This window comes from Pyxidicoccus sp. M6 (assembly GCF_055568925.1).
In genome coordinates this window covers 8903979-8928458 of sequence record NZ_CM145714.1, presented here as the reverse complement: position 1 = coordinate 8928458, position 24480 = coordinate 8903979, and the positions used below count along the sequence as shown (strand labels likewise).

Annotated in this window: 17 protein-coding genes; 10 read left to right on the top strand and 7 right to left on the bottom strand. The window is 71.1% G+C overall.

Annotated features, from left to right (window positions below; genetic code table 11):
• Positions 1-113: 113 nt before the first annotated feature.
• Positions 114-713 carry a hypothetical protein gene (locus ACVTJA_RS35095; RefSeq protein WP_465826229.1) on the bottom strand — a complete coding sequence of 200 codons (600 nt, stop codon included), beginning with the start codon at positions 711-713 and terminating at the stop codon, positions 114-116.
• A gap of 202 nt (positions 714-915) precedes the next feature.
• Between ACVTJA_RS35095 and ACVTJA_RS35090 the strand changes: the two genes are divergently transcribed.
• Positions 916-2445, top strand: coding sequence for a M28 family metallopeptidase (locus tag ACVTJA_RS35090; RefSeq protein WP_465826227.1), 1530 nt, complete (start codon positions 916-918; stop codon positions 2443-2445).
• Positions 2446-2449: 4 nt separating this feature from the next.
• Here ACVTJA_RS35090 and ACVTJA_RS35085 read toward each other — a convergent pair whose 3' ends face one another.
• Positions 2450-2641 (bottom strand): hypothetical protein, encoded by a 192-nt coding sequence (locus ACVTJA_RS35085; RefSeq protein WP_465826225.1) that lies wholly within the window; start codon positions 2639-2641, stop codon positions 2450-2452.
• A 30-nt stretch (positions 2642-2671) separates the two neighbouring features.
• Here ACVTJA_RS35085 and ACVTJA_RS35080 point away from each other — a divergent pair, with 30 nt between their 5' ends.
• Positions 2672-3421, top strand: coding sequence for a hypothetical protein (locus ACVTJA_RS35080; protein ID WP_465826223.1), 750 nt, complete (start codon positions 2672-2674; stop codon positions 3419-3421).
• A gap of 144 nt (positions 3422-3565) precedes the next feature.
• Entirely contained in the window at positions 3566-4687 is a 1122-nt protein-coding gene (locus ACVTJA_RS35075; RefSeq protein WP_465826221.1) for a serine hydrolase, read from the top strand.
• 41 nt (positions 4688-4728) lie between these two features.
• Here the strand turns inward: ACVTJA_RS35075 and ACVTJA_RS35070 are convergent, their stop codons facing one another.
• The 4 genes from ACVTJA_RS35070 to ACVTJA_RS35055 all read right to left on the bottom strand — a co-directional run bounded on the left by ACVTJA_RS35070 (position 4729) and on the right by ACVTJA_RS35055 (position 14510).
• Positions 4729-7023 (bottom strand): AAA family ATPase, encoded by a 2295-nt coding sequence (locus ACVTJA_RS35070; protein WP_465826219.1) that lies wholly within the window; start codon positions 7021-7023, stop codon positions 4729-4731.
• 1 nt (position 7024) lies between these two features.
• On the bottom strand, positions 7025-10417 hold the full coding sequence (locus ACVTJA_RS35065) for an AAA family ATPase (RefSeq protein WP_465826217.1): 3393 nt from the start codon (positions 10415-10417) through the stop codon (positions 7025-7027).
• Between the two features lie 4 nt (positions 10418-10421).
• Positions 10422-13814 carry an AAA family ATPase gene (locus ACVTJA_RS35060; RefSeq protein WP_465826215.1) on the bottom strand — a complete coding sequence of 1131 codons (3393 nt, stop codon included), beginning with the start codon at positions 13812-13814 and terminating at the stop codon, positions 10422-10424.
• A gap of 222 nt (positions 13815-14036) precedes the next feature.
• Entirely contained in the window at positions 14037-14510 is a 474-nt protein-coding gene (locus ACVTJA_RS35055) for an ester cyclase (RefSeq protein WP_465826213.1), read from the bottom strand.
• Between the two features lie 222 nt (positions 14511-14732).
• On the opposite strand from ACVTJA_RS35055, the gene ACVTJA_RS35050 reads away from it, so the two are divergent.
• Together ACVTJA_RS35050 and ACVTJA_RS35045 are read left to right on the top strand one after the other, a co-directional pair.
• On the top strand, positions 14733-17003 hold the full coding sequence (locus tag ACVTJA_RS35050; protein ID WP_465826210.1) for an McrB family protein: 2271 nt from the start codon (positions 14733-14735) through the stop codon (positions 17001-17003).
• A 51-nt stretch (positions 17004-17054) separates the two neighbouring features.
• The gene (locus ACVTJA_RS35045; RefSeq protein WP_465826207.1) at positions 17055-18575 is read left to right on the top strand and encodes a nuclease domain-containing protein; all 1521 of its coding nucleotides are present in this window, start codon (positions 17055-17057) and stop codon (positions 18573-18575) included.
• Positions 18576-18601: 26 nt separating this feature from the next.
• Here the strand turns inward: ACVTJA_RS35045 and ACVTJA_RS35040 are convergent, their stop codons facing one another.
• Positions 18602-19054, bottom strand: coding sequence for an Lrp/AsnC family transcriptional regulator (locus ACVTJA_RS35040; protein WP_465826205.1), 453 nt, complete (start codon positions 19052-19054; stop codon positions 18602-18604).
• A 108-nt stretch (positions 19055-19162) separates the two neighbouring features.
• Between ACVTJA_RS35040 and ACVTJA_RS35035 the strand changes: the two genes are divergently transcribed.
• The 5 genes from ACVTJA_RS35035 (at position 19163) to ACVTJA_RS35015 (ending at position 24443) form a co-directional block, all read left to right on the top strand.
• A complete protein-coding gene (locus ACVTJA_RS35035) occupies positions 19163-19786 on the top strand; it encodes a LysE family translocator (RefSeq protein ID WP_465826204.1) in 624 nt (207 codons plus the stop codon).
• Positions 19787-20055: 269 nt separating this feature from the next.
• Positions 20056-20802: a Dickkopf N-terminal cysteine-rich domain-containing protein gene (locus tag ACVTJA_RS35030; protein ID WP_465826202.1), complete on the top strand. Its 747-nt coding sequence runs from the start codon at positions 20056-20058 to the stop codon at positions 20800-20802.
• A gap of 105 nt (positions 20803-20907) precedes the next feature.
• Positions 20908-21810, top strand: coding sequence for a hypothetical protein (locus tag ACVTJA_RS35025; RefSeq protein ID WP_465826200.1), 903 nt, complete (start codon positions 20908-20910; stop codon positions 21808-21810).
• A gap of 48 nt (positions 21811-21858) precedes the next feature.
• Complete coding sequence (locus tag ACVTJA_RS35020) at positions 21859-23718, top strand: serine/threonine-protein kinase (RefSeq protein ID WP_465826197.1); 1860 nt, start codon at positions 21859-21861, stop codon at positions 23716-23718.
• Positions 23715-24443: a hypothetical protein gene (locus tag ACVTJA_RS35015; RefSeq protein ID WP_465826195.1), complete on the top strand. Its 729-nt coding sequence runs from the start codon at positions 23715-23717 to the stop codon at positions 24441-24443. Before ACVTJA_RS35020 ends, ACVTJA_RS35015 begins: the two co-directional genes overlap by 4 nt.
• Positions 24444-24480 lie beyond the last annotated feature (37 nt).

The following is a 24480-nucleotide window of genomic DNA, read 5'->3' as shown; positions in this document are numbered from 1 at the left end:
CCCGGGCCTTGCCTCCCCGGCGGGCATCAGGGCCCGGACGGAACCAGCCAGCGGCCAGGCTCTCGGGTGCCACCGTGCCGGCCGCCGCCAGCAGGAGGGCGGGCGTGCCGCGCTCAGCAACTGAGGATCATCTGGATGTAGTCGACGGAGGAGTCGTCCTGCATCTGGAACTGGAGCATGTCGCCGACGAGGGCCATGTTGAGCGGCATGCACATGGTGGCGACCTCGCCCGGGTTCCAGGTGGCGCGCAGGTTGGGCACCACCGGCTGGCTGGTGACCTGCGGGAAGCTGTAGACGCCGAAGTCGGTGTTGTAGACGGTGACGCGGTCATCCTGCGGCACGTCCGCGTGCGCGCGGGCGCGGAAGCACAGCTTCAGCGTGCAGGTGGAGCCGAAGCAGCTCCGCAGGCCGTGGCGCAGCGTGGCCACCGTGTGCTTGTTGGGCGTGCCGTCATCCAACGTCTTGAGGGACGCCGTCGGGATGCCCTGCGCGTTGAGGTAGCCCACGAACTCCGGCAGCGCGGTGGGCGCGTATGGAAGCGGGTCCGGCCCGCCGCCGAAGTTGTCGATGGTGCCGAACGTGACGGTGGTGACGCCGGGACACACGGCCTGAGCCTGCGTGCCGGTGGACTCGTCAACGGTCTCCATTTCGTCCACGGGACCACAGGCGATGAGCGCGAAGGGCAGCACGGCGAACAGGGAGCGGCGGAACATGGGGGACCTCCGGTTGCGGCGGGTGGGGGAGGCGCTTCGTCGCTGCCTCCACCCCGCACAACGAGCCCCTCCGCGAATCTTCCTCGCGCCCTTTTCACGGCGAGGCCATGGCGCGGCGCGGCGGATGGGCGTGAGGCCTTGAAGCCGGGACGGCACGTTGGGAATGCTTGCGCCCTCTTCCTACCTTCGAGGTGTCCCCCACATGTCCCGCTTCCGCCTGTCGCGCAGCCTCGCCGTGCTGTCCCTTGCATTGGCTACGCCGATGCTCGCCGGGGCCGAGGAGACCGCTCCACCCACACGCGAGCGCGAGGCCTCGCTGCTCGTCGGCACGATGCTCGGTGGGACGCCGATGCTGGAGGACCTGCGCTCGCTGGTGGACGAGGTGGGTGGCCGCGCCACCGGCTCGGACGCCAACCGCCGCTCCGTGGAGTGGGCGCTGGAGCGCTTCAAGGCCGCCGGCGTGACGGCACGCGCCGAGCCCTTCCGCATGCGCGCGCTCTGGCTGGAGCGCGGCGCCTCCGCCACCGTGCAGGGCCGGGGTGTGAGCTTCGCCCCGCGCGTGGCCGCGATGCCGTTCTCCGCCCCGACGACGAAGGGCGGCTTCAAGGCGCCGCTGGTGGACCTGCGGCGTGGCACGGAGGCGGACTTCAAGCAGGTGGGGGCGAAGGCGCGCGGAGCGTTCCTCCTCGTGGAGACGGAGGAGCTGCGCGACGTGGACGGCCTCTTCCGCGAGTACAACGAGGCGACGGACATCGAGTCCCGCGCGTTCGCCGCGGGCGCGGCCGGCGTCGTCTACATGGGCAGCCGGCCCGGCAACCAGCTCTACCGCCACAACGTCTCCGTGGGCCCGAAGAACACCCGTCCCATGATGGTGATGGAGCGCGACGGCGCGAAGCGCGCGCTGCGCCTGCTGCGCGCGGGCACGCCGCTCACGCTCACCACCGTGCTGGACCTCCAGACGGGCGGCCCCTACGAGTCGCGCAACGTCATCGGCGAGATTCGCGGCACCACGCGTCCGGACGAGGTCGTCATCGTGGGCGCGCACCTGGACAGCTGGGACCTGGGCGGCGGCGCGCTGGACAACGGCGCCAACGTGGCGATGCTCATCGACCTCGCGCGGCAGATGCAGAGGCTGGGGCTCAAGCCCGCGCGGACCATCCGCTTCGCGCTGTGGAACGGCGAGGAGCAGGGGATGCAGGGCTCCGCGGGCTACGTGCGCACGCACGCGGCGGAGCTCGACACGCATGCCATGGCGCTGTCGGTGGACATCGGCTGCGGCCGCATCACCGGCTTCTTCACGAATGGGCGGCCGCCGCTGGTGCCGCTGGTGGACAAGGTGCTGACGCCGGTGGCGGGGCTGGGGCCCTTCACGCAGGTGGACGTGCCGGTGGTGGGCACCGACAACTTCGACTTCATGCTGCACGGCGTGGCCAACCTCATCGCCAACCAGGAGTCGGCCACCTACGGGCCCAACTACCACGCGCGCTCGGACGAGCTCGAGCAGTGCGACGCGCGGACGCTGCGCACCAACGCGGCCGTGGTGGGAGCGCTCACCTGGGGCTTCGCCAACATGGAGGAACGGCTGCCCCGCCAGAGCCGCGCCGAGGTGGAGGCCCTCATCAACTCCACGGACCTGGGCCAGCAGATGAAGTCCTTCGACGTCTGGGACGAGTGGGCCGCCGGCACCCGCGGCCGCGCCCTCGAGCCGAAGGCCGCGCCCGCCACGCGCTGACGTCTCAGCGCTTGCCGTGTCCGTGCTCGGCGAGCCACGGCTCCACCAACTTCACGGCGGCCTCCGCGCCCTTCCAGTCGCCCGCGCCGAGCAAGTCTGGCGCCACCCGCGCCGGGTGTTGCCGCCTGGAGGGCAGCCGGGCCAGCGGGCCCCGGCCATGCCCGGCCGGAGGGGCATGCGCCGGCTGCTCGCTCATTCTCATCCTTCAGGCATGAAGAGCCCACCGTTGAAGCAGTCGTTGGCCCTGCTGCTCGTGCTCGCCGCGCCCGCGCTGGCGGCCGAGGGGAGCGGACAGGAAGGCGTGGAAGGCCGCGTCGAGGAGCTCTTCCTCGGAGAAGAAGCGCCTCCCAACCAGCAGCACGAATTGGAGGCGGGAAGTGGGCTCGACTGGGAGGAGGACGACGGCGAAGCCAGCTTCGAGCTGCCGCTGCACATCGAGTACGGCGTGACGGACGCGCTGCAGATTGAAGGCGAAGTGGGCCTGTCTCCCGAGAGCGAGGAGCCCACGCTCCAAGAAGGCAGCGTGGGCGCGCGCGTGGCCCTGCTGAACGACGGAGAGCGCGGGCTGGTGGTATCCGCGGGCGCGGAGGTGATGGCGCTGCGCGACTCGCCGGAGGCGTCGATGCGTCCGGGCGTGGCGCCCTTCGTGCTCGCGTACAAGGACCTGGGACCGGTGGGCCTCAACGCGAGCGCCGCGGTGGACCTGCTGCCCTCGAGCGGTGGCCGCGACGGCACCGTGCACCCGGACCTGGGCGTGGCCGCGGTGCTGGGGGACGGCCTGCTGCGGCCCAAGGCTGAAGCGGCCTTCCGCAACGAGCAGGGAACCAACACCGGCATCCTCGCGCCAGGCCTCTATGTGCGCCCCTCGGAAGCCCTGGAGGTGGGCGTCTCCGTGCCATGGCGGTTGCAGAGCGGTGGTGAGAGCAGCCTCGGTGTCAGCGCGCTGCTCACCTGGAGCGGTGGCGGGGAGAAGTGAAGCCCTGTCGGGGCGACGTGTCGGGGGCCGTGCTCGACACGTCGGCGCGGTGTCTTCATGGGGTGTCTCCGAGGGGAACCGCGTCTCCGCCGTAAGGCATGCGGCTTGCTCCAGGGGCGGGCATCCCCACCCACTGGAGGCACCATGGCGAACGAGGCGAAGGACCCCACGCGGCTGAAGCAGCTCCTCGAGCAGGGCATCCGCTCCTACCTGGGAACGGACACGCAGATTGGCGTGTCGGCGGCCCTTGCTGTTGGCGGTGCGCGCGCCTTCCTGACGTCGGGGCTGGCGGACCGCGAGACGAAGAATCCGGTGCGCGACGACACGCTGTTCATCATCGGCTCCGTGCAGAAGACCTTCACCAACACGCTGGCCGCCGCGCGCATCGTCGAGGGAAAGATGTCGCTGGAGGACCAGGTGACGCGCTTCCTCCCGGAGGGAGTGGGGAAGGAGGGGAGCGTCATCCGGCAGGTGACGCCCGCGAACCTGGGCACGATGACGGCCGCCATGCCCGCGCCCAACGTGCCGGGCCGGCCCGCGCACGCGCTCTACACGGGCCAGCCGCCCACGCCGCAGCTCCTGGACTTCTGGACGAAGTTCAACCCCGAGCGGCACATCGGCACGAGCTACCTCTACTCGAATGTGAGTGAGGTGACGCAGGGCTTCACCACGGTGGGGGCCGCGGGTGCGAAGTACATGGACCTGTTCGAGCAGGACATCCGCGGGCCGCTCGGGATGCGCGACACGGTGGTGGACGTGAGCGGCATTTCGCCGGAGCGCATCGCTCAGGGCTACACGGCGGCAGGCAAGAAGGTGGCCTTCCGGGGCGTGGGCTTCAACTCCACCGCGAGCGACATGCTGAGCTTCCTGGAAGGCAACCTCTTCCGGGTGCAGAGCATGCCGCTGCTGACGTACCGGGCGATGAGCCTCGCGCACCAGCCGCGCTTCCAGATTTCACCGGGGACTTCCATTGGCATGGCCTGGTACAGCCACGAGGTGGGGCAGGGCGCGCGCGTGGTGAGCAAGGCCGGCGGCAACGCGGGCTTCGTCGCGTGGATTGGCTTCATGCCCCAATTCCAGGCCGCGGTGGTGTTGCTCACCAACGGGCACCCCTCGACCGCGAAGGCGGCGGACGCGGGCAGCGCGCCGAAGTCGCTGCCCGCCACGGGCCGGGACATCCTGCTCGCGGCCGTGGGCATCGAGAGCGCGTCGCTTGCGTCGTTCGAGGACCCGGACGGCGGCATCCAGCCGGATGCAGAGGAGTGAGTCTCGGCACTACCGGCCATCCATGATTCGTGTGCGCTCGTTCAGTCGAGCGCCACCCGCCCCTCCGCGCCCACCCGCAGCGTCACCTGCGGAGGAAGGGCGCTCGCGTGCGCGGCGAGCCACTGTGCCAGTGGCGCCACCACGTGCTGCTCCACCGCGCGCTTCAGTGGCCGTGCGCCGTAGCGCGCGTCGAAGCCGGTGCGCGCCAGGTACTCCACCACGTCGTCGCCAAAGGACACCTTCACGTTCCGGCGCGTAAGGCCCTCGCGCGCCAGCGCCGTCTCCAGCGTGCGGCGGGCCAGCGCGCGGATGACCTCCGGTGTGAGGGGCCGGTAGGGCACCACCTGGTCCAGCCGGTTCAGCAACTCCGGCCGGAAGAACGCCGTCGCCGCACCCAGATAGTGCTGCTCCATGTCCCGCACGCTGCCGCCGCCGAAGCCAAGCGAGCGCCCCGCACTGTCCGCGCCCAGGTTGCTCGTGAGCAACACCACCGTGTTGCGGAAGCTGACGGTGCGGCCCGTGCCGTCCGTGAGGCGTCCCTCTCCCAGCACCTGCAACAGCAGGTCGTGTACGCCGCCGTCCGCCTTCTCCACCTCGTCCAGCAGCACCACGCCGAAGGGCTGCTCGCGCACGCGCCGCGCGAGACCTCCCTGCTGTCCGCCCACCTCGCCCACCAGCCGCGCGGCGCTGCCCGGCACCGCGTACTCCGCCATGTCGAAGCGCGCGAGCCGTGCCGTGTCGCCGAAGAGGTACTCGGCCAGCGCCAGCGCCGACTCCGTCTTGCCCACGCCCGTGGGGCCCAGCAGCAGGAAGGCTCCCAGCGGGCGGGACGGGTCCGCCAGCCCCGTCTTCAGCGTGACGATGAGGTTCCGCAGGAGCAGCGTCGCCTCGTCCTGACCGACGATGCGCTCGCGGAAGCGCCGCAGCAGCGCCTCCGGGTCCAGTTGCACGGACGTGTCCACCAGCTCGCGTGGGTAGCCCGTGCGCGTGCAGAAGGCCCGCGTCACCGCGGCCGCGTCCACTTCCCCCGCGGCCGAGGGCTGGGTGCTCGCCGAGCGCAGCAGGGCCACCGCGCCACCCGGCGGCGGGCCGTCTCCGAAGCGCTCCGTGAGCTCGGCGGCGCGGTCCAGCGCGTCCGGCGTGAAGCGCACCTTGCGCGCGCGGGCCACCCGCTGCGATGCCTGCTGGAGCGCCGTGCGCGCGGCCACGGCCCCGAGCGGCGCCACCGAGAAGTGCCGCAGCGCCTGCAGGAAGGCCCCGTGCGTCCGCTCCGCGCGGGCCACGTCCTCCGGCGTCGCCTCCAGCACCAGCGCCACCTCACCACTCTCCAGTGCGGGCAGCAGGTGCCGCGCCACGTCCAGGCCCGTGTCGCCGCCGCCCAGCGAGAGCAACTCCGACAGGCTGTCCAGGTGCAGCACCGCGCGGCGCACGCGCAGCGCCTCCACCATGCGCTGCACGCGCTCCTGCCACTGCCCCAGGTAGCGCATGCCCGCCATGATGCGGCCGCCCGACGTGCTGTACACCTCCAGCCCGTGCAGCGGGTTTCCGGCCTCCGCGGCCTCCGCGCGCAGCACCAGTTCATGCAGCAGCGCCGTCTTGCCCACCGACGGCGGGCCCACCAGCAGCACGCTGGCGCGCGTGCCAGAAGTCACGGCCTCGGCGAGCCGGGCCACCTCCGCGTCGCGCTCCCACGCCCGCTCCAGCAAGCCCGCGCGGGCTTCCTCGTTGAGGCAGCGGCTGGCCTCCGCGAGCCCCGGGGGCGGGGACTTGCGCCTGAGCTGCTTCGAGTCCTCCTCCGAGGCGCGGGCCTTCGGCGACTGCTTCACGCGCGCCGGCACCGCCAGCGTCTCCACCGACTCCTCGCCCAGGTACGCCAGCCCGTGCAGGCGCTCCAGCGGAGCGAGGTGCAGCTCGTAGCGGACCAGCTCCTCGACGTACGGCTCCAGGTCCGCCGCGTCCTGCAGCGTGCCCTGCACGCCCACGCGTGGCACCCAGACGTGCAGCGGCCCCTTCGCCGCATCCGTCTTGCGCGCGGCGCGCGAGCCGGTGCGCCCGCCATGCGTCACCACCGTCAGCTTCAGGGGGACGGAGAGCAGCCGCCCGTGCTGCATGGCGCGCACGGTGAGGGACATGCGGCGCTGGCGCAGGTCCTCCCAGTGCGTCGTCTCCTCCCATAGCAGGCCGCGGCGCAGCAGGCGGCCCACCACCTCCGCCAGGTCGAGTCGCGCGGCATTCAGGTCCGCCGCGAACGAGGCCAGGTGCGGGTGTGTCAGCACATGGGCCGCGACGCCGACTCCCGGGTAGCGGCGGACGAAGATGTGGAAGTTCTTGTCCATGTCAGCCCTCCTCGCGCGCGGGCCTGCGCAGCACGCGTCCCGCCCAGGCGAGCGCCTCGGACGGATTGCGCCGGCTCGCGAGGTGCACCAGCCCGCTCTCGTTGCCCTCCACCACCACGCGGCTCGGGGCCTGCTCCCGCGCCGCTCCCGCGCGCCGCGCCTCGCGCTCCGCCGTGCGCACGGCGTCCCGCGCGGCCACCGCCTTCGCGACGTCGTCCAGCAGCCCCACGTCGCCCTCCAGCAACTCCACGCGCACGGGCGCCGGACGCACCACATCGCCGCGAAGTGTCTCCACCAGCGCATAGCCCTCCAGCGGCGCCAGCACCTCCGCGAGCCCGAAGGCGGACAGGCTCACGGCGATGCGCCGCACCCGCACGCCCGCGGGACGCTGCGAGCCGGGCGCGCCCCAGCCGATGCGGCCATCCGGCTCCACGCGCTCCTCGAACACCGACACGCGGCCCAGGGACTGCGGCAACGCACGCGCCATCGCCTCCAGCGCGGACACCGGCGCATCGCCGAGTCCTTCGAGGAGGACCGTCCGTACATCCGGGCCACGCTCCCGGCACGCGAGCTGGTGCTCCAGCCAGTCCACCTCGTCCCGCAGGGCCAGGACGCGGGGGCGGCAGCGGCGCAGCCGCTCCTCGGGAGACACCGGCAGCGGCACGGAGGCGTAGGACGGCCGGGGACGCAGACCGCCGCGTCCGGGGTTGCGCTGCCAATCCGAGTCGTAGTCTTTCACGGCCTCCTTGGACAAGGGCTGCTCCGTCTCCAGGAAGTCCCGCTCCGCCAGCTCGTTCTCCCGGATGTCCACCGCCTCCGCGGCGAGGCGCTCCAGCCGCTCCACCAACTCCACCGCCTCGGGGTGCACCGCCTGGGTGCTGGACCTCGCGGCCTCGCGGGCGGACAGCACCTCCAGTCGCGCCGCCGTCTCCTCCAGCACGCGGGACACCTCGCCCAGCGTCCATCCCGCCGGGTCTGGCACCGGCGCCCACGCGGGCTCGCGCACCAGCAACTCCACCGACAGGCCCATGTCGTCGCCCCGGCGGAACAACTCCACCCGGGCGAGGTCCTCGCCACCGCGCCGCACGAGGTGATGGGCCAGGGGCACCGTGAGGCGCCGCTCCAGTGCGCGCTTCAGGGGCCGCGCGCCGTAGCGCGGGTCATAGGCCTGCTCCACCAGCAGGTCCAATAGCGCGGGCTCCACCTCCACCAGCACGTTGCCGCGGCGGATGCCCCGGCGCGACAGCAGCGACTCCAGCGCGTGCTCCACCACCACGCGCAGCGCGGCGGGCGTCAGCGGACGGAAGGGCACCACGCGGTCCAGCCGGTTGAAGAACTCCGGACGGAAGAAGGTGCGCACCGAGGAGAGGTAGTGCGCTTCCGCGGTCTCCGCGGTGCGGGCGAAGCCGGTGCGGGCCGCGGCCTCGCGCACGCCCAGGTTGGACGTCAGCACCACCACCGCCTGTCGCGCGTCCACCGTGCGGCCAGCGCCGTCCGTCAGTCGCCCCTCGCCGAGGAACTGGAGCAGGGCGTCGAAGATGCGCGGGTGCGCCTTCTCCACCTCGTCGAAGAGCACCACGCAGAAGGGCTGCGTGCGCAGCGCGGTGGTCAGCTCCCCGTCCGGCGCGCCCGGCATGCCGAGTAGCCGGGTGATGCTGGAGGCGGACACGAACTCGGACATGTCGAAGCGCACCAGCCGGCCCTCGCTGCCGAAGAGAGTGCGCGCCAGTGCCTTGGCCGTCTCCGTCTTGCCGACGCCGGTGGGGCCCACGAAGAGGTACGTGGCCAGCGGCTTGTCCGGAGGCTGCAACGAGCGCTGCAGCGTGAGGATGGCATCCACCACCGCTGACACCGCCTCCGGCTGGCCCGCCACCTGCGCGCCCAGTTCGCGCTCCAGTGTCTCGCGCGTCTTCGGCGGCGCGCTGCCCAGCACGAAGTCCGGCAGGCCCGTCTGCTCGCGCATGGCGGAGGTGACGTCCTCCTCCGTGAAGCGGCGCAGGCCGTTCTCCGCGGTGCCGGGTCGCGACACCACTCGGCGCAACAGGCGCACGGCCTTGCCCGGGAAGGCCTCGTGCGCGACGAAGCGCTGCTGCAAGTCGAGCAGCGTCTCCAGCGCCAGCGGGGACAGCCGCACCGCGCCGGTGCGGCTCTCGGCCTCCAACTCGCGCAGCGTGCCCAGCAGCGCGGGCAGGGTGGCGCGCGCGTCCAGCGCGGGCACATGCACCACGCGGAAGAGCGAGGCGAACGTCGGAGCCTCCTCGCGCACGCGCTCGAAGCGCTCGGGCGTGGTCTCGGCCAGCACCGTCAGCTCGCCGCGCGCCAGGTGTGGCTCGATGAACTGTGCCACGTTGGTGCGCTCGTTCGCCGTGCGCCCCGCGTAGACGAGCGACGCCAGGTCATCCACGTAGAGCAGGTCGCCCACCTCCACCAGCTCCTGCACCACACCGCGCGCGCGGGCCTCCCACTGGCCCACGTACATCATCCCCGCGATGAACTGGTTGCCGTCCACGCGCCACACGTCGCGGCGAGTGCCGGCGGCGTCCTGCTTCGCCGTGAGGCGGCTGACCACCTCGTGCACCAGCGCCGTCTTGCCGGAGCCCGGAGGCCCCACCAGGACGATGGCCGCGCCCTCGCGTCCCTCCAGCGCGTCCACCACCTCGCGCACCAGTGACTCGCGGCCGTAGCACCGCTCCAGCGCGTCGTCGCGCGCGCCGTGGCTCAGGTTGCGGGCCACCGCGCGCAACTCCACCAGTGACAGGCGGCGGCGGTTGCGGCGCGCCTCGCGCTGCTCGGGCGTCTCCGGGGCGGGCGCGTCCTTCTTCTCCTCCTTGGACTTGGGCTTGCGGCGGCGCAGCGGGGCAGGGGGCTTCGGCGGCGTGCGAGGGAGGATGGTGGGCGCGTAGGCGTCCACCTCCAGGATGTCGAGCCGCTCGCGGCCGGTGCACCAGGCTTCCTCCAGGTTCTCCAAGTCCCGCTCCAGGCACCACGCGCTCAGCCGGCGCGCGAGCGCCTGGGGCAGGGCGTCCGGGTTGAAGAGCGCGAAGCGGGCCTCGGGCAGCCGGACGGGCGTCACCACCCAGAAGTCATCGCGCGGCCACTTCTCCACCAGCACGGCCATGCGGCCCTGGAGGACGACGCGCTTGCCCTTCTTCGGGTCCTTCGCCTCCGTGTCCACCTTCACGTGGCGCAGGCCCAGGTGCGGCGGGTACTGATAGGCCGCGACGTTGGCAGCCGGCTCCTTCTCGAAGCGCTCCATCACGGCGAGCGCCAATTCATCCCGCAGCATGGAGAGGCTGGGGCCGGTGCCGCTCAGCCGGGGCCAGAAGGCGGGCACCCAGGCCTGCACCAGCCGGCCTCCGAGGGGCGTCACCACCAGGGGCAGTTTCAGGTCCATGGCGTCAGCCCTCCTCTCGCGCGCCGAAGACGCGCCACTGCAACCACGCTTCCACCAGCGCCTCGACGTGCGGGCCTTCCGGACCGAAGCGCTGCTTCACTCCGGTGCGCAGGTCCTCCAGCGAGCCGCCCGACATCTCGACGGAGGCGGGCCGCAGCCGGCGCACCTCCTGCTTCGTCAGCGACTTCTCCAGCGCCTCCAGTTCCGGCAGCGCATGCAGGGACAGCGGCTGCGACTCGAAGCGGGCGCGCACCAGCGAGGCCTGACTGCCCTCGACGAAGCGATGCACGCCGTGCTCGCCCGCGAGCAGCAGCGGCAGCGTGCCGCCGGTGAGCTGCAGCGCATACGCGGACGGGGGCGGCTTCACCTCTTCGAGCGTCACCTTCTTCTCCCAGGCCCAGAAGAGCGGAGTGTCCTTGCGCGTGGGCTTCTTCGCCTTCTCACCCGGCTTCGGCTCCTCGGGCCGCAGCAGGGCACGCTGGAAGGCGATGCCGTGCGTTTCCGCCCAGCGCTCATACGCCTTCGCCAGCGTGCACAGGTGCAGCCATGCGCCCCGTCCGGGCACCAGGAAGAGGGTGGCCCCGCGCGACGTGGGAAAGAGGCTGGCGTAGAGCCGCTCGCGCAGCGGCAGGAAGGCGCGCCGCAGCCCGGCCACCTCGCGGGACATCGACTCCGCCTGCTTCACGGCGCGCGTGAGGTGCGCCTCGAAGAGGAGGTCCTCCGCGGCCTCCGCCTGCTGCGCGCAGTCGCGGAAGGCCTTCTCCAGCTCGCGCGCCTCGGACGACTTGCGCGAGGACTCCTCGGCCAGGGCTCGTTCCTCCCAGTACGCCGGCTGACGGGACGCCTTGTCGAAGACGGTCAGCTCGCGGCGCAGGGCGAGCATGGGCTCGGAGCGGCTCCAGCGCTGCACCTCCGCGCGCAGGCTGGCCGCCTCCTCCAGCACCTTCTCGATGGCCTGTCGCCCCACGCCCTCGGCGGCGCCGCCCACCGCCTCCGCGCGCAGGGAGAGCCCCGCGTCGCCCGCGTCCACGGACAGCTTCACCGCGCCGCCCTGCGGGTGCGCCGCGAGCCACGCCGCCACCGGCACCACCAATTCCCGCTCCAGCGCGCGCTTGAGGGGACGTGCGCCGTAGCGCGGGTCGAAGCCGCGCGCGGCCAGCCAGTCCAGCGCGGCGGGCGAGACGTCCAGCGCCGCGTCATGGAGGGACAGGCCGGGGCGGCGGCACACGGCCTCCACCTCGCGCACCACCAGCCGGCGCAGCAGGTCCGCGGACAGCGGCGAGAAGACGACGACGTCATCCAGCCGGTTGAACAGCTCCGGGCGGAAGAAGCGCTGCACCTCGGCGAGGTAGTGCGCGCGCAGGGCCGCGCTGTCGGGCATGCCGCCGGACGAGTCGAAGCCCACGCGGGCGCGCCACGTGTCCGCGCCCAGGTTGCTGGTGAGGACGAGCACCGCGTTGCGGAAGTCGGTGAAGCGGCCGGACGCATCGGTGAGGCGCCCCTCGCCCAGCACGCCGAGCAGCGCGTCGTGCACGGCGGGGTGGGCCTTCTCCACCTCGTCCAGCAGCACCACGCAGAAGGGCTGGCGGCGCACGGCGGCGGAGAGGAACCCCGCCGTCTGGCCATCGCCCAGCAGGCGCACCAGCGCGTCCGGACCGGCGTACTCGCCCATGTCCAGGCGCACCATGCGCTCCTTCGCGCCGAAGAGCAGCTCCGCCAGCGCCTTGGACAGCTCCGTCTTGCCCACGCCGGTGGGGCCCACGAAGAGCAGCACGCCCAGCGGGCGCCGCGTGTCCGCCAGGCCCGCCTTGAGCACGGACACGACGGAGGCCGCGCGCTCCACCGCGGCCTCCTGGCCCAGCACGCGCGTGGAGAGGAAGGCACGCACCTGGCCCGCCTCCAGCGGCATGTCGTCGCGCAGCAGCGACTCGGGGATGCCGGACTCGGAGGCGAACTGGCGGATGGCGTCCAGGCGGGTGACGCGCGTCTGCGCGGCGTGCGAGCACGTGGCCAGCAACCGGCGCAGGAAGGCCACCGCGTTGCCCACCTGCGCCCCATAGGGCAGGAAGCGGCGGCAGAGGAAGCGCGCCTCGTCGAGCGCCTCGGGGAGCACCTGCATCGGCTTGGGTCCCGCGTCGTCCTCGGCCACGTGCGCGAGGATGCGGGCCAGCGCGTCCGGCGCGGGCTCGTCCACGCGCACCACGGAGAAGAGGCGCGCGAAGCTGGCGTTGCGGCGCTCCACCTGGGCCCACGTCTCCGGCGTGGCCTCGGCCACCACGGACACCTCGCGCGAGGCGAGCAGCGGCAGGAGGAGCTGGGCCACGTTCTGGTCGCTGTGAGCGCTCTTGCCCGCGTCCAGCAGGTCCACCGCGTGGCCCAGGCACAGCAGTGCGTGCGACTCGGCGGCCTCGCGGAAGCAGCGCAGCACCTGCTGCTGCCAGTCACCCCACATGCCCTCGCCGGCGATGAGGCGGCTGCCGTCGACGTAGAAGAAGGGGCGGACCTTCTCGGAGGCGGTGGCGGAAGGGCCGCGCAGCGCCTGGGCGAGCGCGTGCAGCACCGCCGTCTTGCCCACGCCCGAGGGGCCCACCAGCACCACGGACTCGGCGTCCTTCGCGGCGAGCCGGGCGCGCAGCAGCGTCACCAGCGCGTCCTGTTCATAGGCCGGGTCGAGCTGCTCGTCCTGCGCCAGCTTGTGCCAGGGCACCGCGATGCGGTCCAGCGTGGGCGTGGGCGGAGGCTTGTCCGGCTTCGCGTCCTTGGGACGGGCGCGGCGGCGGCGCGGCTCCCAGGAGTCCTGTTCCAGCGCGTCCTCGTCGTCATCGTCCGGGTTGGCGTCCGACTCATCCCGCGGACGCGGCGGCGGAAGGATGTCCAGGTGGAGCTGGCGCGGCGTGAAGGCGGAGAGCGGAGTGGGCCTGGCCCGCACCTCCAGCTCCACCAGTGACTCGGGTCCATCCTGGCGCAGCGCGAGGCGGCGCGCGTCGGAGAGGTCCTCGAGCTGCTCACCCAGCCGCTCCGCCGCGTCCTTGGGGAGCGTCTTGCCCTGGAACCACAGGTGCGTTTCGAGGCGTGGGGCGTGCAGCCCGGTGAAGGCCTGGTGCGCGGGAGCGACGACGGCGGAGAAGCGCAGCGGCGCGAGGGTGTTCCCCTCCGCGCCCCAGACGGGGATGCCCCATACTTCGAGCGTGTGGAGGACTCCGTCCGACGCGGCGATGAACTGCGGCACACGGCGCGGGTGGACGCGGGTGAGCTGGTCATCCAGCGCGAGCGTCAGCTCCTCGGTGGCCTTCTCCAGCGAGTCCGCGTGCACCGCGAGGTGCGGAAGGGCCAGCGGTGTGAGCGTGACCCGGCCGCTGGCATGTCGCTGCACCCAGCATTGAAAACGGAAGTTCATGGGGAGGGCTCACGCTAACACGGTGCGCCCCAGCGACGACGCGAGCTCCGGGGAGCTGACGGCCCCTGCCTGCCCTCAGGTGTCGAAGCGGAACGCCGTGTCGCGCCCGGAGGCCCGCGTGGTGAACTGCGGTGTGGAGCGAGGCAACTTCATTCGCGCTGGACGGCTTGGCCTGCGTGAGATGCGGAGGGCGGCGCCGGGCCCTAAGTCCGGCGCCTCGCCTCAGTGGCGTACCCCGGGGGCCGGAAGCGGCTGCTCGAGCGGCTGCGCGGCGACGGGGGCGCCCATCGCCGGCACGACGCCCATATTCTGCAGCATCTTCAGTGCGTCCCAGACGCTCCACTGCTCGAGCACCTTGCCCCCCTCGAAGTGGAGGATATCGATGCCTGTCGTGGAGCCGGAGCGGTTGCTAGGCGGGATGCCCATCAGTTCGCCCGTCTGGGTACCGCTCGACGTCCAGCGCACGACGATGGTGTCGCCGGAGGTGAGAAGTTCGTCGATGCGGAAGCGGATGTCGGGGATTGCCGACCGGAAGGTGCGCACCATCTGCTTGAGCCCATCCTGGTCCAGGTCCCCCGTGAGAGAGACGTGGGCGAGGTAGTCCGGCCCGAAGAGCTGGTCGACAGCGCTCATGTCGCCGCGGTTCCAGAACTGCTCGTAGATCTTGCGAACGTCTTGGGTGATATCGGCAGCCATGCAGGCCCCTCCTCTGCTGCGAATCCAATCTAAGATGGGGCGGTGGGTGCCCAGGGGGCGACTGGTGGCACCGTAAGAGCGGCTGGCTCGACGGTTCGGCGCCAATGCAGGCCCCCGAACCTGCGAAACTTGAGCTGAGCCGCCACCGACCACGCGTCCTTCCGGCACCAGCCGCACCTGCCTTGCTAGGGGCTCGCTTGGATTGTCAGGATGCGGCCCTCCATGCCCCCCCTGGACCTGAGCTCTCCCGAGGTTCTCCAACAGTTGGTCCGACGCTATGAAAAGGCGCTCAGCGACCCCGACCAGCCGTACCAACGGTGGGGGAAGAACCTCGGCGAGTTCCTCCAGTGGGTTGCCGCCATGCCGCCCGACCAGCGGCGGACCATCGACTTCCAGCGGAAGCTCTGGGACAGCGACGCGGTTGCGGACACGAAGCAGGGAAACATTCCCGTCGCAAAGGCCTTGGAGGATGAGGCCTTCCGCGACTGGTTCACGGAGGCGACCACCAGGCCGCTCCCGAGTACGCCCGCGGAGCGGGTCAACGTGCTGCAGGGCCTCTACGAGGAGACGTGCAAGCGCATCCGCCCATTCGTGTCGCGCACGCCACACCTCAAGGTTCTTCGGACGCTCGCAGCGCTCTTCCCTCATGACTTCACCACGGTGGCGGACATCGCTCGGCTCGACCGGCTGCACATGCGCATGTTCGGGGAGGGCCGCCGGGGCGAGGTCGACCCACATGCTCGGGTGCTGAAGCGACTCGACGAGGTCATCGGACCTGCTCCTGCCGAGCTCACCCAGTGGCCCCGGCGGATGATGCTTCCGTGGTTCTTGTGGGAGCATCTCAACCACGAAACCGGAACTGCTCCCGAGCCATTGACTCCGCTCCCGGCTGCGCTGCGTCGCAAGGGAATGACGGCCATCAAGGGCAGCCTGCAGACCGCGCTCGCCGTGCTCGAGTTCGTCCGGGAGGGAGCCCCCAGGGATGACGTGCTCGCGTTCCTCCGTCAGGAGAACCCGGCGCTCAAGAAGCAGTCCTCTCTCTCAACGACACTGGGCGTCCTGAGGAGCGAGCTCGGACTCCTCGAGTCAGATGGCGACCGGCTGGTTCCTTCCCAGTTGGGGCAGAGCTTCCGCGCGAGCGAGAATCCCGACGAGCTGATGCCGCACCTGCTCACCCGGATTCTCGGTGTGGACCACATGTTGGTGCAGCTCCGTGATGCGGGCCCGACGCGCCTCAAGGATCTCCTCGTGCGCCTGCGCACGGCAAACCCGGGCTGGACCTCCAACTACGCACCGAGCGCCATCATCACCTGGCTCCGTTCCCTCGATGCCATCGAGGAGTCCGGAGGAAGGTTGGCACTGACGCCACGAGGACGGGCCTGGGCTGCCCGCGTTACCTGGACGCCCGAAAACCTCTCCGCGGAACCTGACATCACCTCGGGGACGGCGGGAACGCTCGAACCGGCAGGAGCCGGAGGCTCGGGGGATGGCTCCTCCATGGAGCGATACGAGCCACCGGGACTGAACGACATCCTTGCGCGGATCTCGAAGGACCTCGTATTTCCCGTGGACCAACTCGCCGCTCTCCATGCCGGTCTGTGGAGCCACCCGCGACGGCACTTCGCCATCTTCACGGGGCTCTCCGGCTCCGGGAAGACGTCGCTTGCGAACGCCTATGCACGTGCGCTCGTCGGTGAGCCATCCGAGGCAGCAGCCCACATCGTCAACGTCGCGGTGCAACCCGGGTGGTCCGACCCCTCGGCGGTCCTTGGCTTCATCCACCCGCTCCGCTCCGACGAGTACGTGAAGACGCCGCTCACGGACCTGCTCATCGCCTGCGCCGAGAACCCCGGCGAAGTGTTCATCGCCATCCTCGATGAGATGAATCTCTCTCATCCGGAGCAGTACCTGGCGCCCCTCCTGTCTGCGATGGAGACCGGCGGCCCGGTCATCTTTCACATGGACGACGAGCCCATCGATGACGTTCCGGGTCGCCTGGACCACTACCCGGCGAACCTCGTCCTCATCGGTACCGTCAACATGGACGAGACCACCCATGGACTGTCGGACAAGGTCCTCGATCGCGCCGTGACCCTCGAGTTCTGGGACATCGATGTCGACGCATACCCTCGCTGGGGAAAGCGGACCCTCCCAGCCCTCCAGAAGGAGGCGGTGCGCGCGGTCCTCAAGGAGCTGATCGCGGTGCTTTCCCCCATCCGGCTTCACTTCGGCTGGCGGGTCATCGACGAGGTCCTCGACTTCGTCGAGCGCGCAGCGGCCGGGGGCCATCTCACGCCGTCGGCCGCGCTCGATTGGGTCATCTATGCCAAGGTCGTTCCCAAGCTGCGCGGCCATGACACACCTGCGTTCCGGCAGGCATTCGCATCGGCACGCGAGGTGTTGAAGCGGCACGAGCTTTCGAAGTCATCGGCGAAGGTCGAAGAGCTCGAAAGGGACCTGAAGGAGAGCGGCAGCGCCCGCTTCTGGCGCTGACGGGCCACGATGCAGCTCCGCGCGCAGATAGACGCTCCGGATGGAGCGACCGTGTTCCTTGCTCCCGTTCCCGCGCTCAACGAGGGCTTCCGGGAGCTGCAGCACATCAAGCTCCTTCCCCCGTCCGATGGACGCTGGCAGCTCTTCGTCGACGACGAGCCGTTGCAGCTCATCGAGGGCGCCTGGCGCTGGCGGCCTGGCTTCTATGCGGGAACCGTCCGCGCGGACTTGCGCGAGCTCGGCTCCGGCACGTGTGTCCAATACCTGCTCGACGTCGCCCCGGATGATAGAAAGCTCGGGCAGGAACGGTTTCGGGAAATGCTCTCGGAACTTTCAGCCGAGGACCCCGCACTGGTGCTCGGCGACGAGCCAGCTTCCTGGCTCACTGGCGCCGACGCGCCGCTCGAGCACGAAGAACTCCCCGCCCTGAGCTTCGAGCGTCTCCGGCAGTACGTTCCGGCATTCCTGGAGGCGCTTCGTCACCTGTCCCGGCACCCGCGCTCGTCGCTCCGCCCAGCTCGGGGCCTCCGTCCCCTGCACCAGGTTCGCCGCCTGGATACGGTCTCTCTGCGCCGCGCCAGCAACTCCGGGCTTCTGCAGGCACTCGCGGTAGAAGGGCAAGGGGCTCGCGAAGCACGGAGCTGGGACCTGGATGTACCCCTGACGGTCGCCAACCTGGACTCGGCCGCGAACCGGTGCATCGCCGCTGTCATCCAATTGCTGCTCCTCCGCGTTCGCTCTGTCCGCTCCACCCTCGCGACGTACCTCGAAGCACGGGAGACCGAGACGCGGACTGGCCTTGCCGCACGGGCACCCGAGCGACTCAGGCAACTGTCGGTACTCGAGCATGCGCTCGTGGCCGCGAGCCGCATGTCACCGTGGCGAGACCTGCGCCGAGAGGTGACGGCGACCGGCCTGAATGCCGTCTCGGCGGACCCGCTCTACGCTCGGACCTTCCAGCTCGGGTGGAAGGCACTCCGGAAAGAGTTGGGTGGTCTCTCCTCGCAGCATCTGCTGTGGATGAGCCCGACATGGGAGCTGTTCGAGCGCTGGTGTTTCGTTCGCCTCGCGAAGCTTCTTCGTGCGGCATTACCCTTGCTCAAATGGGAGCGTCTTCGTGGCCGCCAGCATCCGACCCGGGCCATTGCTGCCTGGTCGGGCAGGGCGGATGGCATGACTGTCGAGCTCTTGTTCCAGGTCGAGTTTCCCAGCGGTGACCAGGCTCCTCGGTACGGCTTTCGCTCCGTCAGTGGTCAGCGCGTTCCGGACTTCGTGCTCACGGTCGAGTCGAGTGCCGGTCGGAGCTTCGTCGTCCTCGACGCCAAATATCGCCAGACTCGCGAGAACATCCTCGATGCGATGAGCTCGGCCCATCTCTACCGAGACGCGCTCCGATGGCACCAGGCCCGCCCTGAGTACGCCCTGCTGCTGACCCCTGCACAAGCCGAGGCGGAGTGGCTGTTCAGGTCTCAATTCCAACGCGACGAACGTGTTGGCGCCGTATGCCTCGGCTCAACCCTTCCCGAAGCCGTGCAGGAATGGTTGGCGAGCGTGGGCTTGTTTTCGCGATGAGTTCTCCCTCACGAACGTCGTCCCGGTCAGAGTGGCACCTGACGGTCGCGGGCGACGTGCTTCATCACCAGGGTGGAGCGCATGCGTTGGACGCCGGGTAGGGAGCCAAGGCGCTCGTCGTACAGCTTCTGGAATGCGGGCAGATCAGCCGTCACGATGCGCAGGAGGTAGTCGGGGTCGCCGAAGAGCCGCTCGGCCTGAAGCACGTTGGGAATGTTCGCGACGGCCCGCTCGAAGCGCGCCACCGTCTCGGCGTCACTCCGTTGCATGGTCACGAAGACGAGCGCCTCGAACGACAGGCCCACTACGGCGGGGTCGACCAGGGCGAGGTAGCCGCGGATGGCGCCGCTCCGCTCCAGCGCCCGCACCCGGCGATGGCACGGGGAGAGACTCAGATGCACTCGAGCGGCCAGCTCCGTGATGCTCAAGCGACCGTCCTTCTGGAGCTGAGCAAGAATCTTCCGGTCCATGTCGTCCATAGGGTGAAATCTACCTCTGCCCTGGCCCATGACGGGTCAACTTTGAGAGAATCTTCGGGTCCCTCCAGCGCATTCTTCTTCAAGGAACACCTTCAAGGAGATGCAGCGTTGCCCGCGAGTTCGATTGTCGCGTTCTGGGGCGTGTCGCTCCTGCTCATCATCACCCCGGGCGCGGACTGGGCCTTTGCCATCGCCGCCGGTCTGCGCGACCGCTCGGTCACGCCCGCGGTAGGGGGGCTCATGCTCGGCCACTTCGGAATGACACTCGTCGTGGCCGCGGGCGTGGGGACGCTCGTGTCGGAGTATCCCGTCGTCCTCACCATCCTGACGGTGGGCGGTGCCGCGTACCTCGTGCGTTTGGGGCTCGCGGCCCTGAAGAGCCCGAGCATCCCCGAGGCGTCCGAGGATGCTCCGTCGAGTGCGCCCTGGTGGGCTCGATTGCTCAAGGGGGCCGGCGTCAGTGGCACCAATCCCAAGGTGCTCCTCCTGTTCCTTGCGCTGCTTCCGCAGTTCACGGACGCAGGCGGGAGCTGGTCCCTCTCACGCCAGATGGCCGTGCTGGGATTGGTGCACACGCTCAGCTGCGGAGCGGTCTACCTCTGCGTGGGTGTTGCCGCGCGCGCCGTCCTGAAGGCTCGGCCTGTTGCTGCTCGCGCCGTCACCCGGACTTCGGGGGTGGCCATGACCGTCATCGGCGCGCTCATGCTCGTGGAGCGCCTGGCGCAGCGCTGACCTTGATGCTGGCGCAGAAGGGGCGCCAGTACCTCGGCGAAGGGGACTGACACGCCGCCTCCTCGGGAGCGCTCGCGACCGTGCCAGTTCTGGCACGTTTCCCCGGCGGCGGTCCCGTGGCGAGTGCCTGGAGACCACGCAACCCCATGGAATCGAAGGGAATCGCGAGCGACGCGCGTCCCGGCACGCGCGTTGCGATGGGGTCGGATGTCGCGCGACGGCGGAAGGCCGCCGCGATGGAACCGAACCTCACAAAGAGAGACAACGACATGAAGCACCTGGTGATGAGCCTCTTCCTGGCGCTGGCGGTGGCGGGCTGCGGCAACTCCAATGAAGGCGGCGGGGATGACGACGGTCCCGGCCCGCAGGACCCCAACTCGCAGGGAGGGGGCCTGTGTAGCGCGAGCAACGCCTGTCCTTCGGGCCAGTTCTGCTTCAACGGCCTGTGCGCCATCGGCTGCCAGTCGGACTCCAACTGCGCGGCGGACCAGTACTGCGACCTGGAGGACATGGGCACTCCGGTGGCCTTCTGCAAGAAGAAGTCGGTGAGCACGTGCTCCTCGGACAGCCAGTGCGCGAGCAACCAGCGCTGCGTGGAGGGCCTGTGCAGCCTGAGGCCGCCCGCGAACCCGCCCTCCTGCAACGCGAACACCTCCGACTTCAACGACGGCTGCGACAAGTACGCGCTGTGCCTGGATCCGGATGACTCGGGCGCCCAGCAGCCCTACTGCGCCAGCTTCCCGTCGTGCCCGCAGGACGGGGTGTGCCCTGTCGGTCAGGGCGGCGCCGTGTGCAACGATGGCTACATCCCCAACAAGGGCCGCTTCTGCATGCAGGGCGCCTGCAAGGACAACTCGAACTGCCCGTCGCAGTGGAGCTGCGTGAAGCCCTTCTCCAACGCGGTGCTCGGCTTCTGCAGCCCGGGGGCCATGGGCTTCCCGTGCACCGAGAACGCCCAGTGCGTCAGCGGGCAGTGCATGACCGGCGCCCCGGGCATGATGGGCATGTGCATGTAGCCGATGGAGCTCGTCCTCCCTTGCTCCGGAGCGGGGCCAGGGAGGACCTCCCGGCGGGGGCTGTCCTTCCGCCCCCGTCCGCGTAGAGTGACCCGAGCCTTCGTGATGCGCCGACTCCTCCTACTGCTGCTGCCCGCGCTCGCCCTCTTCGGCGTCGCGGCCTGCCCGCTCGACATCCGCGTCCGCTGTGACGAGTCCACCTCCTGTGCCACTGGCGAGGCCTGTGTGCAGGGAGGCTGCGTGCGCGTGGACGCGACGCGGGTGGGAGCGGCCTGTGGCTCGGATTCGGAGTGCGGGTCGGGGCTCACTTGCGGCGCGGGCTTCCCGGGCGGGTACTGCCTGCTGGAGTGCTCGGGGGGACAGGGCTGTCCGGAAGGGAGCGTGTGCGCGCCGGACCTGCGCCGCTGTCTGCTGGCCTGTGGCGAGGCCTGTACTCGCTCCGGGTATGTGTGTGGCGCGGTCCCCAACCAGGCGGGCCCGCTGCGCGCGTGCGTCCCGGAAATCCTGGGGGCCGACGGAGGCGTGGACGGCGGGACGGACGCGGGAAGCGATGGCGGGACGGACGCGGGAAGCGATGGCGGGACGCACGCGCTGACGTGCGAGACGGACTTCGAGTGCCCCGCCGGGACGCGGTGCGACGATGCGCGCTGCGTCCAGGGACTGAAGCTGGGCGAGCCGTGCCTCGATACCTTCGAGTGCCCCATCTTCGCCTTCTGCTCCAAGGAGCGCCGGCGGTGCGAGGAGACGTGCAACCTGCAGGCGGGTGACATCTGTGAGCCGGGCTACAGGTGTGCTCCGGACGGCCAGTGCGTGGAGGACTGCACCGGCGTGCCCGAGACGCTGGGGCTGACCTGCGAGAACTCGCTGGACTGCAGCCGCTGCGGCGTGTGCTTGTCGTCGGGCGACGCGCTCCGCTGCCGCCAGCCGTGCCGGCTCGACAGGGACTGCCCGGGCGGAGCCGAGGGGGCCTGCGAGGTGGTGGGGAACACGAGGGCCTGCAAGCTGTAGCAGGCCCGGGTTGCTCGCCGGGGGCCGCTCCCCGAGAATGACCCGGTGATGACGGGTGAAGTGCTTGCGGGCCGCTACCGACTCGAGCGGGAGTTGGGGCGGGGAGGAATGGCCACGGTCTTCCTGGCCACGGACGAGCGGCTGTCCCGCCCGGTAGCGCTGAAGCGGATGCACCCGGGAGGCAGCGCGGGCCGCGCGGAGCGCTTCCGCCGGGAGGCCGAGCTGGCCGCGTCGCTCCGGCACCCCAACGTGCTGGAGGTCCACGACTACGGAGAGGACGGAACGCACGGGCCCTTCCTGGTCTGCGAGTGGGTGCGGGGCGAGGACCTGCGCACCCTGGCGGGACGGCTGGCGCCGGTGCCTCCCGAAGCCGCGATGGTGCTGGCCTGGGAGCTGGCCCGGGCGCTCGCGGCGGCGCACGCGCAAGGCATCGTCCACCGCGACGTGAAGCCGGACAACGTGCTGGTGGCGGCGGGTGGGCCGTTGAAGCTGGCGGACTTCGGGCTCGCCGCGCTGGAGGACCAGGAGCGGCTCACCAGCACCGGCGCGGTGACGGGCTCGCTGCCGTACATGGCGCCCGAGCGCCTCGACACCGGCGCCTTCTCCCCGGCCTCGGACGTGTACGCGGTGGGCATCATCCTGTTCGAGCTGCTCACGGGCACGACGCCGCACGCGGGCCGAGGGGCCGCGCACCTGGTGTCGGCGGTGATGACGCAGGACGCGCCCTCGCTGCTGGAGCGGGTGCCGGGCGTGCCCGAGCCGCTGGCGGCACTGGTCGCGCGCTGCCTGGCGAGAGAGCCCAGGGACCGGCCGGAGAACGGCGCCGCGCTGGACGCGGAGCTGGCGGAGCTGCTCACCCGCCTGGTGGGGCCGCCGGCCGAGGTGGTGCGGGAGTTCTTCCGCGCGCCCGAGGACTGTGTCACCCGCTGGCGGCGGGCGCGCTTCGACCGGCTGTTGGTGGAGGGGCGCGCGCTGCTTGCACGAGGCGAGGGGGCCCGGGCAGCCCGGGTGCTCAACGCGGCGCTGACGCTGGAGCCCGGCTCCCCCGAGGTCGTGGCAATGCTGCGCGAGCGGCCTCGACGCCGGAGCTGGAAGGCCATCGCCCTGGGAGCGGGGCTCGTGGCCGCAGGGGCCGTGGCGTGGGGGCTGTGGGAAGCAGCGCCTCGCCGGGACGTAACGGACACGCCGGGGACCGGGGGAGTGGAAGTGGCGGGAACCCCCATGGGCGCGACCACGCCCACGCATGAGCGGGCTCCGGGCGAGGGGAGTGAAGGCTCCGTGGGCGCGACCACGCCGACGCATGAGCGGGCTCCGGGCGAGGGGAGTGAAAGCTCCGTGGGCGCGACCGCGCCCACGCATGAGCAGGTTCCGGGCTCCGGGAGTGGAAAGAAGCCCCGCTCCGAGCGCCCTCCGGTTGAAGCGCGCCCCGCTGCCCGGCCATCCGAGCCCGCGCAGGTGCCAGCCATCCCCTCCGTGAATCCCGCGCATCCCGCCACGCTACGCGTGACGGCACGACCGTGGGCGGAGGTCTTCGTGAACGGGGAGAGCCGGGGATACACGCCGCGCGTGCGCGAGCTGTCACTCCCAGCCGGGACCTACCGGCTGCGCTTCGCCAACCCGCTCTGCGACGCGCTGGAGCAGGAAGTAACGCTCGCTCCGGGCGAGACGGTATCGCGCGACGTGGCCCTGGTGGTGCGCAAGGCGGAGCTGCTCATCCGCGCCCCCGAGGGCACTCGCGTCTTCGTCGACGGCCGGGAACTGGGCATCGCGCCGCTCGTCGGGCCGGTGGCCGTCGAGCATGGACGGCACACCGTGACGGCGCGCCAGGCCGGTGCGCGACCCCTGCAGCAGGAGGTGGACGTGGTTGCTGGCCGTCGGGCCGAGGTGACGCTGGAGGCAACGCCATGATGGGCGGGGTGCTGCTCGCGCTGGCGCTTACCGCGTCTCCACTGGACTCCGTTCGCGAGGCCTATCAGGCCGGCGAGCTGCCCCGGGCCCGGGCCGAGCTGGAGTCCCTGCTCTACCCACTGCGGCTGGACGGTGATGCGCTGGAGGCAGAGGCCCACCTGCTGCTCGCGGCGACCTACCATGCGCAGGAGGAACTGGCGCGCGCGGAGGACGAGGTCGTGCGCGGGCTGGCCGTGCGCGAAGACGCGGCGGCGGACCCGCTGCTGTACCCGCCGGACTTCATCGCCTTCGTGGAGAGGGCGCGCACCGCGCACCGGGCACGCATCGCGGAGCTCGCCGCGGAGCGCCGCCCCCGGCTGGAGCCTCCGCCCACGCGCATCCCTTCAGAGCAGGCACTCCCCCCTGCCTTGTCGCGAGCGTGGTACCTGGCGCCCTTCGGAACGGGACACTTCAAGCATGGGCGGCCACGTATGGGCACCGTGCTCGCGGTGACGCAGGGACTGAGCTTCGCGCTCTCGTCGGCCTCGCTGGGAACGGCGCTCGCGCTGCGCGGGTCGGACGGGCGCTACAGCGCACAGGACGCCGGGCTGGCAAGGACGCTCAACGTGACGTACCTCGTGGGCATCTATGCCTTCGCGGCGGCCTATTCCTTCGGCGTGCTCGACGGCCTGGTCCTGACGCCCGCCCCGGCCCCGGCCGCGGTGCGCCAGGAGCGCGTGCCGTAGTCTCCGGACACGAGTCTCAGGTGCCGGTCGACCCTCA

What these genes read in the sequence shown, in the direction of transcription:
- ACVTJA_RS35095 (WP_465826229.1), bottom strand. Translation starts at nt 713, where the DNA reads ATGTTCCGCCGCTCCCTGTTCGCCGTGCTGCCCTTCGCGCTCATCGCC.
- ACVTJA_RS35065 (WP_465826217.1), bottom strand. Translation starts at nt 10,417, where the DNA reads ATGGACCTGAAACTGCCCCTGGTGGTGACGCCCCTCGGAGGCCGGCTG.
- ACVTJA_RS35050 (WP_465826210.1), top strand. Translation starts at nt 14,733, where the DNA reads ATGCCCCCCCTGGACCTGAGCTCTCCCGAGGTTCTCCAACAGTTGGTC.
- ACVTJA_RS35075 (WP_465826221.1), top strand. Translation starts at nt 3,566, where the DNA reads ATGGCGAACGAGGCGAAGGACCCCACGCGGCTGAAGCAGCTCCTCGAG.
- ACVTJA_RS35060 (WP_465826215.1), bottom strand. Translation starts at nt 13,814, where the DNA reads ATGAACTTCCGTTTTCAATGCTGGGTGCAGCGACATGCCAGCGGCCGG.
- ACVTJA_RS35025 (WP_465826200.1), top strand. Translation starts at nt 20,908, where the DNA reads ATGCGCCGACTCCTCCTACTGCTGCTGCCCGCGCTCGCCCTCTTCGGC.
- ACVTJA_RS35040 (WP_465826205.1), bottom strand. Translation starts at nt 19,054, where the DNA reads ATGGACGACATGGACCGGAAGATTCTTGCTCAGCTCCAGAAGGACGGT.
- ACVTJA_RS35090 (WP_465826227.1), top strand. Translation starts at nt 916, where the DNA reads ATGTCCCGCTTCCGCCTGTCGCGCAGCCTCGCCGTGCTGTCCCTTGCA.
- ACVTJA_RS35085 (WP_465826225.1), bottom strand. Translation starts at nt 2,641, where the DNA reads ATGAGCGAGCAGCCGGCGCATGCCCCTCCGGCCGGGCATGGCCGGGGC.
- ACVTJA_RS35015 (WP_465826195.1), top strand. Translation starts at nt 23,715, where the DNA reads ATGATGGGCGGGGTGCTGCTCGCGCTGGCGCTTACCGCGTCTCCACTG.
- ACVTJA_RS35070 (WP_465826219.1), bottom strand. Translation starts at nt 7,023, where the DNA reads ATGGACAAGAACTTCCACATCTTCGTCCGCCGCTACCCGGGAGTCGGC.
- ACVTJA_RS35055 (WP_465826213.1), bottom strand. Translation starts at nt 14,510, where the DNA reads ATGGCTGCCGATATCACCCAAGACGTTCGCAAGATCTACGAGCAGTTC.
- ACVTJA_RS35020 (WP_465826197.1), top strand. Translation starts at nt 21,859, where the DNA reads ATGACGGGTGAAGTGCTTGCGGGCCGCTACCGACTCGAGCGGGAGTTG.
- ACVTJA_RS35030 (WP_465826202.1), top strand. Translation starts at nt 20,056, where the DNA reads ATGAAGCACCTGGTGATGAGCCTCTTCCTGGCGCTGGCGGTGGCGGGC.